This is a genomic window from Streptomyces anthophorae, assembly GCF_049310305.1.
GTDB lineage: Bacteria > Actinomycetota > Actinomycetes > Streptomycetales > Streptomycetaceae > Streptomyces.
Map to the genome: position 1 here is coordinate 5,930,141 of NZ_JBLWQQ010000001.1, position 15,759 is coordinate 5,945,899.

The 15,759-nt window shown below is 71.1% G+C and carries 10 protein-coding genes; 8 read left to right on the forward strand and 2 right to left on the reverse strand.

Going from position 1 to position 15,759, the window contains the following annotated elements:
• Positions 1–31: 31 nt before the first annotated feature.
• On the forward strand, positions 32–1,975 hold the full coding sequence (locus ACNYS0_RS26890) for a TIGR03960 family B12-binding radical SAM protein (RefSeq protein ID WP_399230727.1): 1,944 nt from the start codon (positions 32–34) through the stop codon (positions 1,973–1,975).
• Between the two features lie 76 nt (positions 1,976–2,051).
• Here ACNYS0_RS26890 and ACNYS0_RS26895 read toward each other — a convergent pair whose 3' ends face one another.
• Positions 2,052–2,636 carry a TerD family protein gene (locus ACNYS0_RS26895; protein WP_422477015.1) on the reverse strand — a complete coding sequence of 195 codons (585 nt, stop codon included), beginning with the start codon at positions 2,634–2,636 and terminating at the stop codon, positions 2,052–2,054.
• Positions 2,637–2,760: 124 nt separating this feature from the next.
• Here ACNYS0_RS26895 and ACNYS0_RS26900 point away from each other — a divergent pair, with 124 nt between their 5' ends.
• From ACNYS0_RS26900 to obgE, 7 genes are all read left to right on the forward strand, one after another.
• A complete protein-coding gene (locus ACNYS0_RS26900) occupies positions 2,761–3,588 on the forward strand; it encodes a hypothetical protein (RefSeq protein ID WP_422477016.1) in 828 nt (275 codons plus the stop codon).
• Positions 3,589–3,634: 46 nt separating this feature from the next.
• The gene (locus ACNYS0_RS26905; RefSeq protein WP_422477017.1) at positions 3,635–4,438 is read left to right on the forward strand and encodes a TIGR03936 family radical SAM-associated protein; all 804 of its coding nucleotides are present in this window, start codon (positions 3,635–3,637) and stop codon (positions 4,436–4,438) included.
• Positions 4,439–4,688: 250 nt separating this feature from the next.
• Complete coding sequence (locus ACNYS0_RS26910; RefSeq protein ID WP_422477018.1) at positions 4,689–8,684, forward strand: Rne/Rng family ribonuclease; 3,996 nt, start codon at positions 4,689–4,691, stop codon at positions 8,682–8,684.
• 213 nt (positions 8,685–8,897) lie between these two features.
• Positions 8,898–10,220 carry a phospholipase D-like domain-containing protein gene (locus tag ACNYS0_RS26915; RefSeq protein ID WP_422477019.1) on the forward strand — a complete coding sequence of 441 codons (1,323 nt, stop codon included), beginning with the start codon at positions 8,898–8,900 and terminating at the stop codon, positions 10,218–10,220.
• A gap of 186 nt (positions 10,221–10,406) precedes the next feature.
• Complete coding sequence (gene rplU / locus ACNYS0_RS26920) at positions 10,407–10,727, forward strand: 50S ribosomal protein L21 (RefSeq protein ID WP_326024203.1); 321 nt, start codon at positions 10,407–10,409, stop codon at positions 10,725–10,727.
• 14 nt (positions 10,728–10,741) lie between these two features.
• Positions 10,742–10,996: a 50S ribosomal protein L27 gene (rpmA, locus tag ACNYS0_RS26925; protein ID WP_266719696.1), complete on the forward strand. Its 255-nt coding sequence runs from the start codon at positions 10,742–10,744 to the stop codon at positions 10,994–10,996.
• 127 nt (positions 10,997–11,123) lie between these two features.
• Positions 11,124–12,572 (forward strand): GTPase ObgE, encoded by a 1,449-nt coding sequence (obgE, locus tag ACNYS0_RS26930; RefSeq protein ID WP_422477020.1) that lies wholly within the window; start codon positions 11,124–11,126, stop codon positions 12,570–12,572.
• Positions 12,573–13,637: 1,065 nt separating this feature from the next.
• On the opposite strand, the gene ACNYS0_RS26935 is transcribed toward obgE, so the two are convergent.
• Positions 13,638–15,725, reverse strand: a complete 2,088-nt coding sequence (locus ACNYS0_RS26935) for a hypothetical protein (protein WP_422477021.1) — start codon at positions 15,723–15,725, stop codon at positions 13,638–13,640.
• Between the last annotated feature and the right edge of the window lie 34 nt (positions 15,726–15,759).

The following is a 15,759-nucleotide window of genomic DNA, read 5'->3' on the forward strand; positions in this document are numbered from 1 at the left end:
CACCCCTGTCAGCTCACGAAGGTCAACGGTTATGTCTGCCGAACCCGCCGCCTCGCCGGTGGAGTCTGTCTTTCCGCAGCTCGAAGCCCTGCTGCCGCATGTGCAGAAGCCGATCCAATACGTCGGCGGTGAGCTGAACTCCACGGTCAAGCCGTGGGAGGAGTGCGACGTCCGCTGGGCACTCATGTACCCGGACGCGTACGAGGTCGGTCTGCCCAACCAGGGCGTCATGATCCTGTACGAGGTGCTCAACGAGCGCCAGGGCGTCCTCGCCGAGCGCACCTACAGCGTGTGGCCGGACCTCGAGGAACTCATGCGCAAGCACGAGGTCCCGCAGTTCACGGTCGACTCGCACCGCCCGGTGAAGGCGTTCGACGTCTTCGGGCTCAGCTTCTCCACCGAGCTCGGCTACACGAACATGCTGACCGCGCTCGACCTGGCGGGCATCCCGCTGGAGTCCAAGGACCGCACGGTGGAGGACCCGATCGTCCTCGCGGGCGGCCACGCGGCCTTCAACCCCGAGCCGATCGCCGACTTCATCGACGCCGCGATCATCGGCGACGGCGAGCAGGCCGTGCTCGACATGACCGAGATCATCCGCCAGTGGAAGGCCGAGGGCCGTCCCGGCGGACGCGAGGAGGTCCTGCTCCGCCTCGCGAAGACCGGCAGCGTCTACATCCCGGGCTTCTACGACGTCGAGTACCTGCCGGACGGCCGCATCGGCCGCGTCGTGCCCAACCGCAGCGGCGTGCCGTGGCGGGTGTCCAAGCACACCGTCATGGACCTCGACGAGTGGCCCTACCCGAAGCAGCCCCTCGTGCCGCTCGCGGAGACGGTCCACGAGCGGATGTCCGTCGAGATCTTCCGCGGCTGCACCCGCGGCTGCCGTTTCTGCCAGGCCGGCATGATCACGCGCCCCGTGCGGGAGCGAAGCATCACCGGCATCGGCGAGATGGTCGACAAGGGCCTCAAGGCGACCGGCTTCGAGGAGGTCGGCCTGCTCTCGCTGTCCTCCGCGGACCACTCCGAGATCGGCGAGGTCGCGAAGGGCCTGGCGGACCGGTACGAGGAGGACAAGATCGGTCTGTCCCTCCCCTCCACCCGCGTGGACGCCTTCAACATCGACCTCGCCAACGAGCTGACGCGCAACGGCCGCCGCTCCGGCCTCACCTTCGCCCCCGAGGGCGGCAGTGAGCGCATGCGCAAGGTCATCAACAAGATGGTCTCCGAAGAGGACCTGATCCGTACGGTCGCGACCGCGTACGGCAACGGCTGGCGCCAGGTGAAGCTGTACTTCATGCTCGGCCTGCCCACCGAGACCGACGAGGACGTCCTCCAGATCGCCGACATGGCGGCCAACGTGATCGCCAAGGGCCGCGAGGTCGCGGGCAACGACATCCGCTGCACGGTGTCGATCGGCGGGTTCGTCCCCAAGCCGCACACCCCGTTCCAGTGGGCGCCGCAGCTCAGCTCCACGGAGACGGACGAGCGCCTGGCCAAGCTCCGCGACAAGATCCGCGGCGACAAGAAGTACGGCCGCTCCATCGGCTTCCGCTACCACGACGGCAAGCCCGGCATCGTCGAGGGCCTGCTCTCCCGTGGCGACCGCCGCATCGGCTCCGTCATCCGCGCCGTCTACGAGGACGGCGGCCGCTTCGACGGCTGGCGCGAGTACTTCAGCTACGACCGCTGGATGGCCTGCGCCGCCAAGACGCTGCCCGAGTACGGCGTCGACGTCGACTGGTACACGACGCGTGAGCGCACGTACGAGGAGGTCCTGCCCTGGGACCACCTGGACTCCGGTCTCGACAAGGACTGGCTCTGGGAGGACTGGCAGGACGCGCTCGACGAGACCGAGGTCGACGACTGCCGCTGGACGCCGTGCTTCGACTGCGGTGTCTGCCCGGCGATGGACACGAACATCCAGATCGGCCCGACGGGCAAGCAGCTGCTGCCGCTGACGGTCGTCAAGTAGGACGCACGCGCACGACGAAGGGGCGGCCGGTTCCTGACCGGCCGCCCCTTCGTCTCGCGCGGGCCTGCTCGCGGGCCTACTTGCTGGCCGCGAAACGCATCAGGGCGTGCTCGTCACCCTGCTTGATCTTGCCCGGCGTATTGATCACCTCCAGCTTCCAGGAGCCGCCCACGCGCATGGCCTTGGCGACCGCGCAGCCGTTGTCGTTGGTCATCAGGCTCGGCCAGATGTCGGCGACCTGCTGGGAGCTGCCGCCCGTCGCGTCGTAGACCTTGAAGCTGATGTTGCGGGCCTTCTGGAACGAGCTGCCCTTCTTGTACGCGGCCGCCACGAACACGATCGACGTGATCTGCTGCGGGAGGCGGGAGAACTCGACGGTGACCGTCTCGTCGTCGCCCTCGCCCTTGCCGGTCTGGTTGTCGCCGCTGTGGACGAGCGAGCCGTTGCCCATCGGGTCCAGCGAGTCGAGCCCCGCCAGGCGCACCGGATCAGCGCCCTGCATGGCGATGGCGATCAGGTCGAGGTCCGTACCCTGCTTGCGGCGCAGCGCGCCGAGGACGCCCCCGCTGCTGCCGGCGGTGGGGTCCCAGGACACCCCGATGGACAGGTGGGTCACCCCGTCCAGGTCGGCGGGGCCGTCTTCCTTGGTGAGTGTGATCATGCGTAATTCCTCCCCCTAAAGGCACAACCGCGATATTGCGGACTGCCCCGAACATACGACGTACGGGACCTGATCGGCCATGCCGGGTTGCATCCGCGACGGCGTCCCGCGCGTCTGGAGAGACATGGACTTGGAGAAGCGCCCCGAACCCGCCGCCGAGGGCTGCCTCGTGACGGCGATCCGGCTGCCGCTGCGGATCGTGATGGTCGTCGTCGTGGTACCCGTGCGGCTCGTGTGGGACGCGCTCGCGGCGGTCGGCCGTTTCGTCGGGCGGTGGCTGCTGCTGCCGCTCGCGCGGGCGATCGGCTGGGTGTTGTACGGACTGCTCGTGTGGCCGTTCCTGATGCTGTGGCGGTACGTGCTCGCGCCTGTCGGACGTGGACTCGCCTGGCTCGGCCGCGTGTTGCTCGTGGTCCCCGCGGTGTGGCTGTACGTCCATGTCCTCGCGCCCGTCGGAAGGGCGCTGCGGGACCACGTGTTGGTGCCGCTCGGCCGTGGACTCGCCTGGCTGGTACGGGTGTTGATCGTGGTGCCGCTGGTCGCCCTGTGGACGTACGTGCTCGCCCCGATCGGCCGGGTGCTCGGTGTCGTGCTGCGCGAGATCTGGAACGCGCTGTGCTTCGCGTGGCGGATCGCCGGGTACGTCTCCCGTGCCGTCGGCCGGGCGCTGCGGTGGCTGATCGTGGACCCGCTGCGCTGGGTGTACCGCACGGTGCTCACCCCGGTCGGGCACGTCGTGCGCGACTACGTGCTGCGGCCCGTCGGGCGGGTGGCCGCGAGCGTGCGCGCCGCGGCCCGGCAGGCACGGGCCGACGTGCGACGGTTGCTCTTCGGCCCACCGCCCCGGCCTGAACCGCAGGTCAGCGCCCGGAGGGAACCGGGCGGCCCGCAGGGACGTAGTCTTGACAGCAGTACGACCGCACCCACGAAGACCGCATTCATTAAGGACTAGGACACTGGGCAAGCGACAGCCCGTAGGCCCGCCGCCCGCACCCGCGGTGCAGCGCATCCGACTGCGCTACACCAAGCGCGGCCGCCTCCGGTTCACCAGCCACCGTGACTTCCAGCGTGCTTTCGAGCGTGCGCTGCGCCGCGCCGAGGTACCCATGGCGTACTCGGCGGGGTTCACGCCGCACCCGAAGGTGTCCTACGCCAATGCCGCACCCACCGGCACGGGCAGTGAGGCCGAGTACCTGGAGATCGCGCTCACCGCGCCGCGCGACCCCGAGAAGCTCAGGCAGCTCCTCGACGAGTCGATGCCCGCGGGCCTCGACATCGTGGACGCCGTGGAGGCCCGCACCTCGGGCCTCGCCGACCGGCTCACCGCCTCCGTGTGGGAGCTGCGGCTCGACGGCGTGAGCGTCGAGGAGGCGGCGCGCGCCGCTGAGGCGTTCCGTGCCGCGGAGACCGTCGAGGTACAGAGGAAGACAAAGAGCGGGATCCGGACGTTCGACGCCCGCGAGGCCGTCGTCAGCCTGGACGCGATCGAGGTCTCCGACGTTTCGGCTGGTCCGGCTGATAGGCCCAGCGAGGCGGCCTGTGCGATACTGCGGCTGGTTGTTCGGCACGTGACGCCTGCCGTACGACCCGACGACGTCCTGTCCGGTCTCCGCGCCGTGGCCGACCTGGCGCCGCCGGTCCCCGCAGCGGTGACCAGGCTGGCGCAGGGGCTTTTCGACGAAGAGACAGGCACGGTGACCGACCCGCTCGCGCTCGACCGCGAGGCAGACCGGGCCGCCCCACAAAAGGCGGCCGCAGGCACTGCCACCGCGACGGCGCCTGCCGTGGAAGGTCCCGCGTAAGGCGGTCGTCGTAGCGCCGCCCTCGTACTCGGGAGCCATCTGGGTCGGGCAGCGCACCCACCCAAGGACTTTCGCCAGGCCGTACGTACATCGCGTACCGGAACCGGCGAGAACAGACATAAAGAGCCTCCGTGCGGCGCCCGCGCCCCGGACCGGCGGCACCGCGCTCGACTCGATGCGCGTGAGCCGCAGACGTCACCGGTCACGGATCAGGCGCGGCGCCCGGAGGCCCGACGGGAGATCCACCCGCATGCCCGAGACCGAAGCCACCAACCCCGAGCTGGACAGCCCCAGCGACACCCTGCCCCCGCGCCGTCGGCGCCGGGCCGCCTCGCGCCCCGCGGGCCCGCCGGTCGCCGCGACCGGCGAGGCCGCGGAGGACGCCGCTGTGGCCATACCGGCCACTGCCACCCCGACTCCGGCCGCCGAAGAGGCGCCCGTCGAGACCCCCGAGACTTCCCCGGCCGCCGAGGCCCCGGAGCCCGCAGGACGCCCGCGCCGCCGCGCGACCCGACGCGCCACCGCACCCACGGGTGCGCCCGCCGCTCAGGCCGAGGCGACGACCGTGGTGGCGGAGCCCGCCGAGCCGGTCGCCGAGCCCGCCGCCGCGCCGGAGCCGGCCGCCGCCGAGGAGCCCGCGGCCCCGCGCCGCGGCCGTCGCCGCGCCACCCGCACCGTGTCGACCCCGGACGCCCCGGCCGCAGAGGCCGCCTCCGCCGAGGAGCCGCAGGCCGAGGCCGCCGCGCCCGCCGCGGAGCCGGAGCCGGTCGCCGACGAGGCCTCGGGGCCGCGCCGCAACCGTCGCCGCGCCACCCGTGGCTCCTCCGCGCCGAGCGTGCCTGCCGGTCCCCCCGAGGTCTCCGACGCCATCGCCGCCGAGAAGGCGCCGGAGGCCGAGGCCACGGAGAACACCGAGACCGCCGAGGCCGCCGAGGACGAGTCGCCGCGCCGCAGGCGCCGCGCCACCCGTAAGGCCGCCGGCGGTTTCGCCGAGCCGAAGGCCACCAAGGCCACGAAGTCCGCCAGGTCCGGATCGAAGCAGGCGAAGGCCGGCCGGGACGCGCAGGACGACGACACGCGCCCGAAGCGCGCCTCCGTCGCCACGTTCCAGGCGCCCGTCTTCACCGAGCCGATGTTCCAGACGCCGGAGCGGGCCGCCGCCGCTGCCGCGGCCGAGGCCGCCGTCGAGCCGCAGCCCGAGCCCGAGCAGGCCCCCGCTGCCCCCGCCGCCGTCGAGGAGGAGCAGGGGCCGCGCCGCAACCGTCGCCGCCGTCGCGCCTCCGACGAGCAGCCCGCCGCTGCCGAGGCGCCCAAGGAGACCGAGGCCCCCGAGGCCGCCGCCGAGACCGAGGCCGAGGACCAGCGGGCCGAGGAGAACGGCGACAACGACGAGCAGGACGAGCACGGGGACCGCCCGGCCCGCCGCCGTCGCCGGGGTGGCCGTCGCCGTCGCCGCGGCGAGTCCGGCGACGTCGACAACGACAGCGAGAACGAGCACGAGTCCGACGCCTCCGACGAGGACGCCGAGCCGGCCGCCGCGGAGTCCGAGGACGACCGCGCCGAGGACGACGAGCAGCGCGACGAGTCCGCCGGTTCCGGCGGCTCCAGCAGCAGCCGTCGCCGCCGTCGCCGTCGCCGTCGCGCCGGGGACAGCTCCTCGGACGTCGAGCAGCCGGCCGACGACCCGGAGCGCACGGTCGTGAAGGTCCGCGAGCCGCGCAAGAAGGAAGAGCGGTCGACCTCCTCGGACGAGGTGCAGTCCATCAAGGGCTCCACGCGTCTGGAGGCCAAGAAGCAGCGCCGTCGCGAGGGCCGCGAGCAGGGCCGCCGCCGCGTCCCGATCATCACCGAGGCCGAGTTCCTGGCGCGCCGCGAGGCCGTCGAGCGCGTCATGGTGGTCCGCCAGCACGGCGAGCGCACCCAGATCGGCGTGCTCGAGGACGACATCCTCGTCGAGCACTACGTCAACAAGGAGCAGTCGACCTCGTACGTCGGCAACGTGTACCTGGGCAAGGTCCAGAACGTGCTGCCGTCGATGGAGGCCGCCTTCATCGACATCGGCAAGGGCCGCAACGCGGTGCTGTACGCCGGTGAGGTCAACTTCGAGGCGCTCGGCATGGCCAACGGGCCGCGCCGCATCGAGACCGCACTCAAGTCCGGCCAGTCCGTCCTCGTGCAGGTCACCAAGGACCCGATCGGCCACAAGGGCGCCCGCCTGACCAGCCAGGTCTCGCTGCCCGGCCGCTACCTGGTCTACGTGCCCGAGGGCTCGATGACCGGCATCAGCCGCAAGCTGCCCGACACCGAGCGGGCGCGCCTGAAGACCATCCTCAAGAAGATCGTCCCCGAGGACGCGGGCGTCATCGTGCGCACCGCCGCCGAGGGCGCGAGCGAGGACGAGCTGCGCCGCGACGTCGAGCGTCTCCAGGGGCAGTGGGAGGACATCCAGAAGAAGTCCAAGCAGATCTCGACGTCCTCGCCGAGCCTGCTGTACGGCGAGCCGGACATGACCGTCCGCGTCGTGCGCGACATCTTCAACGAGGACTTCTCCAAGGTCATCGTCTCCGGTGACGAGGCGTGGGAGACCATCCACGGTTACGTCAACCACGTGGCGCCCGACCTGTCGGACCGCCTGTCCAAGTGGACGTCCGAGGTCGACGTCTTCGCGACGTACCGGATCGACGAGCAGCTGGCCAAGGCGCTCGACCGCAAGGTGTGGCTGCCGTCCGGCGGCTCCCTGGTGATCGACAAGACCGAGGCCATGATCGTGGTCGACGTCAACACGGGGAAGTTCACCGGCCAGGGCGGCAACCTCGAAGAGACCGTCACCAGGAACAACCTGGAGGCGGCCGAGGAGATCGTGCGCCAGCTGCGGCTGCGCGACCTGGGCGGCATCGTCGTCATCGACTTCATCGACATGGTCCTGGAGTCCAACCGGGACCTGGTCCTGCGGCGCCTGCTCGAGTGCCTGGGCAGGGACCGTACGAAGCACCAGGTCGCCGAGGTCACCTCGCTCGGCCTGGTCCAGATGACCCGTAAGCGGGTCGGGCAGGGCCTCCTGGAGTCCTTCTCCGAGACCTGCGTGCACTGCAACGGCCGCGGCGTCATCGTGCACATGGAGCAGCCCGCGTCCGGCGGTGGCGGCGGCAAGCGCAAGAAGCGCGGCCGCGGTGGCAACGGCGAGCACAACGGCGAGCACCAGCACGAGACGCACGAGGCCCCGGCCGCGGAGCAGACCGAGACCGAGGCCGAGGTCGCCGCTGAGGCGGCCGCCCCCGCGGCGCTGCCCGAGCCCGAGTTCGTCCCGGACGAGGAGCTGTACTCCAGCGCCGCCGAGGCGGAGGCCGCCGCGGGCAGCCGTGGCCGCTCGCGCCGCCGCGCCACGCGTCGTGTGTCGGCCCCGGCCGGCGCCCCGCAGGCGGAGGCCGAGAAGCCGGCGAGGTCCGGCAGGAAGTCGAAGGCCGAGCGGGCCGCTGAGCGCAGGGCCGCCGAGGCCGAGGCCGAGGCTCCGGCGCCCGAGCCGGTCGTCGAGGAGCCGAAGGCCGCCGAGCCGGCCCCGGCCCCCGTGCCCGAGCCGGTGCAGGACGAGGCCCCCGCGCCGCGTCCGCGCCGCCGTGCCACGCGCAAGGCGTCCGCTCCCGCCGGTTCCCCGAAGGCGTCCTCCGAGGAGGCCGCCGCGGTGACCGTCACGGAGCCGGTCAAGGCCGAGCCCGTCGAGGAGCCGCAGGCCGCCGAGCCCGAGGCGCCGAAGGCCGAGGTGACCGAGGCCGCGGCCCCGGCCCGCCCGCGCCGTCGCGCCGTGCGCAAGGCGACCGCCCCGTCCTCCGCCGAGGACACGGCCGTCGTGGTCGTCCCGTCGGCCACGGACGAGGCGCCTGCCCAGGACGCCGCTCCGGCGGAGGCCGAGGAGGCGCCCGCCGCCAAGAAGGCCGCCCGCAAGACGGCCAAGAAGGCGACGGCGAAGAAGGCCGCCACCACCAAGAAGACGGCCGCCAAGAAGGCCACGACCGAGTCGTCCGCCGACGACACGGCCGAGGACGAGGCGCCCGCCAAGAAGACGGCGGCCAAGAAGACGGCCGCCAAGAAGGCGACGGCGAAGAAGGCGACCGCGGCGAAGAAGACCACCGCGACCGCCAAGAAGACCGCCGCCAAGAAGACGACGGCCAAGAAGACGACCGCGAAGAAGACCGCGGCGGCCGAGCAGCAGTCGCTGCCGTCCGTCTCGGCCGCGGCCGACGAGGCCTGAGGCTCCGCCCGTACCGGGCAGCGACGCCCCCGCACAGCAGCGCTGTGCGGGGGCGTCGTCGTGTGGTGCACACGGGAGGTCGTGAAGACCACATGTTTTGCACCCCGCCTCTTGGAGCACGGCCAACTGCCTGTAAAACTCATGCAGTCATACAAGTGAAGGACTCGGGTGGGCGTTGGGGAGACGCGTACTCGTGTCAGGGGAGGGAATGCGATGGCGCACGTGCGTCTCAGAGGCACGGGCAGACACCGTGCCGAGAAGCCGGCCAAGGGCGGACGGCAGATGGTGGCACTGGCCACCGTGCTCTCCGCGGCCGGGGTGCAGGCGGTGGCCGCGGGGGGAACCGCACAGGCGGACGGGACACGGACCTGGACCGAGGGGCCGATCTTCAACGATCCGCTGGGCACCACCCAGGAGCAGTACGCCATCCGCACCCGGCTCGTCGAGCTGACGGACGCGGCGCTGCCGGGATCGACCATCAAGGTCGCCGTCTTCCACGTGTGGGAGCAGACGATCGTCGACGCTCTGAAGCGGGCCAGGGACCGCGGCGTACGCGTGCAGATCCTGCTCGACTCGACCAGCAGGACGGACCGGCCGGACAACACGGTCTACTCGCAGCTGGTCGCGCTGTTCGGCACGAGCCGCGCCAATCCGTCCTTCGTGCAGCTGTGTCCCACGGACAAGTCCTGCCTCGGCGACCCGAAGTTCGGGAAGTCGATCATGCACAACAAGTTCTGGCTGTTCTCGGCCGTCGAGGGCGCCACGAACGTCGTCGTGCAGACCACGGCGAACTCCACGCCGTCCGCGAGCACGAAGTTCTTCAACGACGCGCTCCTGCTGCCCAACAACCGGGTGCTCTACGGCGCGTACGCGGACTATTTTGACGACATGGTCGTCAAGGACTGGGCGAACTGGGACTACCGCACGGTCAGCAACGGCCGCTACAAGGCGTACTTCTTCCCGCGGGCCGGCAGCACGAACTCCACGGACACGCTGCACTCGGTGCTCAACAACGTCTCGTGCACCTACAAGGACGCGACGACCGGCACCACGAAGCGGACGATCGTGCGCGCCGCGATCTTCCAGATCACCCGGCAGGCCATCGCCGACAAGCTGGTCTCGCTGAAGAAGGCGGGCTGCACGGTCCAGATCGAGTACGCGACGTCCGACAGCGGCGCCTGGACGTCGATGCACGCCTCCGGCGCCCCGCCGGTGCGCTGCTACAACGACCCGAGGACCTCGCCGACGACGCCGTACATCATCCACACCAAGTACGTGGCGATCGACGGCATGTACGACGGCGCGCGCAACAAGATCACGTTCACCGGCTCGCAGAACGCCTCGAACCCGGCGCTGCGCGAGAACGACGAGGCGTACGTCAAGATCGACGACGACTCCGTGCACGACACGTACCGCACGCACTTCAACAAGGTGTGGGGCGTCGCGTACCCGGGGGTCTCGGACAATACGAGCCTGTGCAAGGGCGTCAAGACGCTGCCGCAGGACGGCGAGGCCAAGACCGTCAAGACCACGTGAGTCCGCCGGTCAGGGGGCCGGTTTGCCCTTCCGTGGGGCGACCCGTAACCTTGACCGTCGGCGTGTCCATCGATGCGCCTCACTCCCGTAAACCTTTTTCCTCCCGGAGTTCCTCGTGAAATCCGGGAGAGGCCGCCTCGCGCGGCTGGACTGCGGGGGTTCCGTTCCGAGCGAAAAGAGAGATCCGTGTACGCCATCGTGCGCAGCGGTGGTCGTCAGCACAAGGTTGCTGTCGACGACATCGTTGAGGTTGACAAGCTTCCCACCGCCAAGGTTGGCGACACCGTAGAGCTCTCTACGCTGCTCGTTGTCGACGGCGACGCCGTGACCAGCGACCCGTGGGTGCTGGCCGGCATCAAGGTCCAGGCCGAGGTCGTGGACCACCACAAGGGCGCGAAGATCGACATCCTTCGCTACAAGAACAAGACCGGCTACCGCCGTCGCCAGGGTCACCGTCAGCAGTACACGGCGATCAAGGTCACCGGTATCCCCACGGCTGCGAAGTAAGGGACTGAGACAAGATGGCACACAAGAAGGGCGCATCGTCCACTCGGAACGGGCGCGATTCCAATGCTCAGCGGCTCGGCGTGAAGCGCTTCGGCGGTCAGGCCGTCAACGCCGGTGAGATCCTGGTCCGCCAGCGCGGCACCCACTTCCACCCGGGCAACGGTGTCGGCCGCGGCAAGGACGACACGCTGTTCGCCCTTGACGCCGGTGCGGTGGAGTTCGGTACCCACCGTGGCCGTAAGGTCGTGAACATCGTCCCGGTCGTCTGAAACGCCTGAGGGCTTTCTGACCTGGATTTTTTCGCGAGGCGGACCTCACTTCCCCCCAGGGGAAGCGGGTCCGCCTTTCGCGTGTTGAAGTAGAGACATTTCCGTACGTTTCTGGAGGCACTGAACCATGACCACCTTCGTGGACCGCGTCGAACTTCATGTCGCCGCGGGTAGCGGGGGCCACGGCTGTGCCTCCGTCCACCGTGAGAAGTTCAAGCCGCTCGGCGGCCCGGACGGCGGCAACGGCGGCCGTGGCGGTGACGTGATCCTGGTCGTCGACCAGGACGTCACGACGCTGCTCGACTACCACCACTCGCCGCACCGCAAGGCGACGAACGGCGCGCCCGGTGCGGGCGACAACCGGTCGGGCAAGGACGGCCAGGACCTGATCCTGCCGGTGCCCGACGGCACGGTCGTCCTCGACAAGCAGGGCAATGTGCTCGCCGACATGGTCGGCCAGGGCACCACGTTCATCGCCGCGCAGGGCGGCCGCGGCGGCCTCGGCAACGCGGCCCTCGCCTCGGCCCGCCGCAAGGCGCCCGGCTTCGCGCTGCTCGGTGTGCCGGGCGACGAGGGCGACGTCCACCTGGAGCTGAAGACCGTCGCGGACGTGGCGCTCGTCGGCTACCCGAGCGCCGGCAAGTCCTCGCTGATCTCGGTGCTCTCCGCCGCCAAGCCGAAGATCGCGGACTACCCGTTCACGACGCTGGTCCCGAACCTGGGCGTGGTGACGGCCGGCGCGACCGTCTACACGATCGCCGACGTCCCCGGACTGATCCCCGGCGCCAGCCAGGGCAAGGGCCTCGGCCTGGAGTTCCTGCGGCACGTGGAGCGGTGCAGCGTCCTCGTGCACGTCCTCGACACGGCGACGCTGGAGTCCGACCGCGACCCGGTGTCCGACCTGGACGTCATCGAGGCGGAGCTGCGCGAGTACGGCGCGGGCCTGGAGAACCGGCCGCGCCTCGTCGTCCTCAACAAGATCGACGTGCCCGACGGCCAGGACCTCGCCGACATGGTCCGCCCGGACCTGGAGGAGCGCGGCTACCGCGTCTTCGAGGTCTCCGCCGTCGCGCACAAGGGCCTCAAGGAGCTGTCGTACGCGCTCGCCGAGCTGGTGGGCGAGGCGCGGGCCGCGAAGCCCAAGGACGAGGCGACCCGGATCGTCATCCGGCCGAAGGCCGTGGACGACGCGGGCTTCACCGTCAAGCGCGAGGACGCCGACGGCGAGCCGCTGTTCCGCGTCCGCGGCGAGAAGCCGGAGCGCTGGGTGCGCCAGACCGACTTCAACAACGACGAGGCCGTCGGCTACCTCGCGGACCGGCTCAGCCGCCTCGGTGTCGAGGACGAGCTGATGAAGGCGGGCGCGCGGCACGGTGACGGCGTCGCGATCGGTCCCGAGGACAACGCGGTCGTCTTCGACTGGGAGCCGACGATGATGGCGGGCGCCGAGATGCTTGGGCGCCGTGGCGAGGACCACCGTATGGAGGCGCCGCGTCCTGCCGCGCAGCGTCGCCGTGACCGGCAGGCGGAGCGGGACGAGTCGCAGCAGGAGTTCGACGACTTCGAGCCCTTCTAACCTCCGGCGACCGTTTCGTCCGGGCGGGCCGCACCGATGGGTGCGGCCCGCTTTGTCGTGGGGCGGGGCGGGGGCGTGCGAGGTGGGCTTGGGCGGGGGCCGTCGGCGGAGGAGACGGCGGGCGTTGCGGGCGTGGTGGCGTGGTGCTCTGCCGGGTGTTGCGCGCCTTGCGTTCGCCTCCTGCGGGCTGCCGCGCGCGTCTTGCGCCCGTCCCTCCCCCTGCGGCATGTCCTTCGGGCTGCCGCGCGTCTTGCGCCCGTCCCTGGGATTGTCGGGTGTTGCGCGTCTTGGGCCCGTTCCCCGACTGCCTGTCCTTCAGGCTGCCGGGTGCTGCACGTCCTGCGCTCATCTCCCACCACCCGCCCCCTCCGGGGGGCTTCGGCCCTCCGGCGCCATCCGTCCGCGTTGCGCGGCACCGGGGTCGCGATGTCGGCCGGGGCCGGGCCTCAAGGTCTGTTGCGCGGCACCGTGCGCCGCCTTGCCCACCCTGCCGCCCAAGGCGGCAGATTGCTCAAGGCGGGGCGGCTCCGACCGCCACGGGTGGGGTGCCGTGCCGGTGGCGGGGTGCTCAAGGTGGGGATGGTCGTCTGTCACCGGTGGGGAGCCGTGCCGGTGGCGGGGTGCGCAGGGCGGGGGCGGCCGTCGGCTGTAACGGGCCTGGCGGCGGTTCGCCGCAGGCGGGGTGAGGAACGCCGTGAGGCCGACACACGGGACCGTAGGGCCCGTGCCGGTGGGGCAAGCCCGTGCGACGGGTGGGCCCATCAAGACCGGCTCTGGAACGAGACACGCAGGGGCGGGGCGGAGCCCCGAGCTTTTGAAGCCCCGCCGGCGATTGAGGCGCGGGGTCCGGGGCGGAGCCCCGTGGCCGTGACGCCGGTTCGGCAAGCGATTGAGGCGCGGGGTCCGGGGCGGAGCCCCGTGGCCGTGACGCCGGTTCGGCAGGCGATTGAGGCGCGGGGGCCGGGCGGAGCCCTGTGGCCGCAGCCGCGGTGGGGCAACACAACCCCGTACGCGAAAGGGCCCGGGAGGAGTTCTCCCGGGCCCCACGCGCGTACAGGTCAAGCACTACGCAGTAACCGTGTCCTCCGACTCCGGCTCCGCCTCCGCAACCTCCGCCACCTGCTCCTCGACGGAGTCCTCGCGGACCGACGGCACCTCGTCCTCGCCCCGCGCGGCCATCCGCGCCCGCCGCTCGTCCGCCTTCGCGCACAGCGCCCGCACGGCCGCGTTGAACCGGTCGATGGAGGGCGGGTCCGAGGGGCCGAGGAGGTGCTCCTTCAGGGCCACACGGGCCTCGGCCTGCGTGTCCTCCGCCTCACCGCGGACGACCGCGAGCAGGTCGGGGATCTCGGTCGCCTCGGGGGAGAGGACGGTCGCCGCCCGCACCGTCGGGAAGCCCGTGCGGAACTCGTCCTCCGTGAGGCCCGACGTGTTCGCCACCGCGTACGGCTTCTCGCTGCTCAGCCAGTCGGAGACGACCGAGGAGACGTCGGAGATCAGGACGTCGGCCGCGTTGAAGCAGGTGAAGATCGCGGGCCGCGCCTGCGTGATGATCAGGTGCTCCCACTCGGGGAAGGACGCCCAGTACGCCTCCTCCCACGCCGCCGTCGCCTCGGCCACCGCGGCCGCCCGGTTCCCGTCCGGCTTGCCCTGGAGCAGCATCCGCTCCTGCTCGTCGGTGCCCTTGGGGAACTTGGTTGAGGTCAGCTCGTTCAGCGCCTCGAAGCGGCGCTCCAGCTCCACGGCGGCCTCGGGGCCCGGACGCGCGCCGGAGCGGCGGGTGTTGGCCTCCTGGATCATCGCCATGATCCGCTTGTTGGCCTCACCGGCGGCGGGGACCTGCGAACCGGTCATCGGGTGCGGCTTGTAGATGAGCCGGACCTTGGGGTCGTCGAGCAGCTGCCGGACGATGTTCTCGCCGGCGAGGATGACCGAGGTGTTGCCCGGGTTGCCGTCCCAGCCCTCCCAGGTGGGGGCGTACAGGACGGTCGTGTACTCGCCGGTGGCCGGGCCGGACGCCAGCTGGATGGGGGCCAGCTGCGGGCGGCCCACCTCGACGACGTCCTTGTCGTCGACGCCGACGTCGGCGAGCTGGTAGCGGTCGCGCGCCGCGGGGCCCGCCACCCACACCTCGTCGTACGCCTTCGCGTACGGGTTGCAGGACGACAGCTTGTCGGACTCGCCGTGGTTGATGAAGGCGTGCTTGATCGTGGGGATGCGCAGGACCTGCGAGGTCTTCGCGGCGTTCGCCGGGTGCAGCAGCATCTTCAGCGTCGAGTTCTCCAGGGAGAACATCGTGGCGACCTTCGGGAAGCAGATGATCGGCACGTCCGTGGCGTCGATCTTGTTCACCATGAAGCGCTCGCGCAGCACGAGCAGCGGCTTGCCGTCGACGTCGGCGAGCGTGGAGAGCCACATGTTCGCCTGGTACGCGGAGGTGGTGCCGCCGGAGAAGTACATGCCGACGGTCGGCTGGTACTCGGCCAGCCACGCGTCGAGCCACTCCATGGCCTTGGCGTCGCTCACCGGACGCTTCTTCGGCAGCAGCCACGTGCCGAGGAAGACCGTGCCGACGAGGAACAGGGCGATCGAGACGCCGATGCCGATGACGCCCCAGAGCGCGTCGGTCGTCGCGGCCGTGATCACCAGGCCGAGCGTGGACGGGATCGCGAAGGTCAGCAGGCGGTGGGCCGCGCGCCGGGCAAGGAGGCGCGGCGGCGACTTGCACAGGTTCAGCGCGGACGCGTCGATGTTGCGCGTGACGATCGGCAGGGTGCGGGTGCGGCGCACCAGGACCGCGGCCGCCTGACAGGCGAAGTGCAGCAGGTACATCGCGAGCACCATGACCAGCAGCGGCGCCTGCTCGTCGAGCGGGTTGATGCCGTGGATGCGCAGCAGGCCGACGAAGATCAGCATGTCGCGCAGCAGTTGCCGCACCGTCACGTCGAAGCGGATCTTGCCGAGCAGCGAGAGCAGCCCCGGCTGCTTGTACTGCAAGTAAGTGTCGAGGGCGAGTCCGGCCGCGCTCGCGGCGACGAAGACGGGTACGTATGGAACGAGCGCGCTGACGAGCTGGGCCACATAGAGCGCGAACATCGTGAACAGCGCGGAAAGCTGCACGAGGCGGCGCGAGGCACGTCCGGCGGAGGGCACGGGCTGGGCTCCTGGCAGGGGGTCTCGGAGGGTG

Bases quoted from the DNA above. Each gene is read 5' to 3' on its own strand.
- ACNYS0_RS26890 (WP_399230727.1), top strand. From the start codon at position 32: ATGTCTGCCGAACCCGCCGCCTCGCCGGTGGAGTCTGTCTTTCCGCAG.
- ACNYS0_RS26895 (WP_422477015.1), bottom strand. From the start codon at position 2,636: ATGATCACACTCACCAAGGAAGACGGCCCCGCCGACCTGGACGGGGTG.
- ACNYS0_RS26900 (WP_422477016.1), top strand. From the start codon at position 2,761: ATGGACTTGGAGAAGCGCCCCGAACCCGCCGCCGAGGGCTGCCTCGTG.
- ACNYS0_RS26910 (WP_422477018.1), top strand. From the start codon at position 4,689: ATGCCCGAGACCGAAGCCACCAACCCCGAGCTGGACAGCCCCAGCGAC.
- ACNYS0_RS26915 (WP_422477019.1), top strand. From the start codon at position 8,898: ATGGCGCACGTGCGTCTCAGAGGCACGGGCAGACACCGTGCCGAGAAG.
- rpmA (WP_266719696.1), top strand. From the start codon at position 10,742: ATGGCACACAAGAAGGGCGCATCGTCCACTCGGAACGGGCGCGATTCC.
- obgE (WP_422477020.1), top strand. From the start codon at position 11,124: ATGACCACCTTCGTGGACCGCGTCGAACTTCATGTCGCCGCGGGTAGC.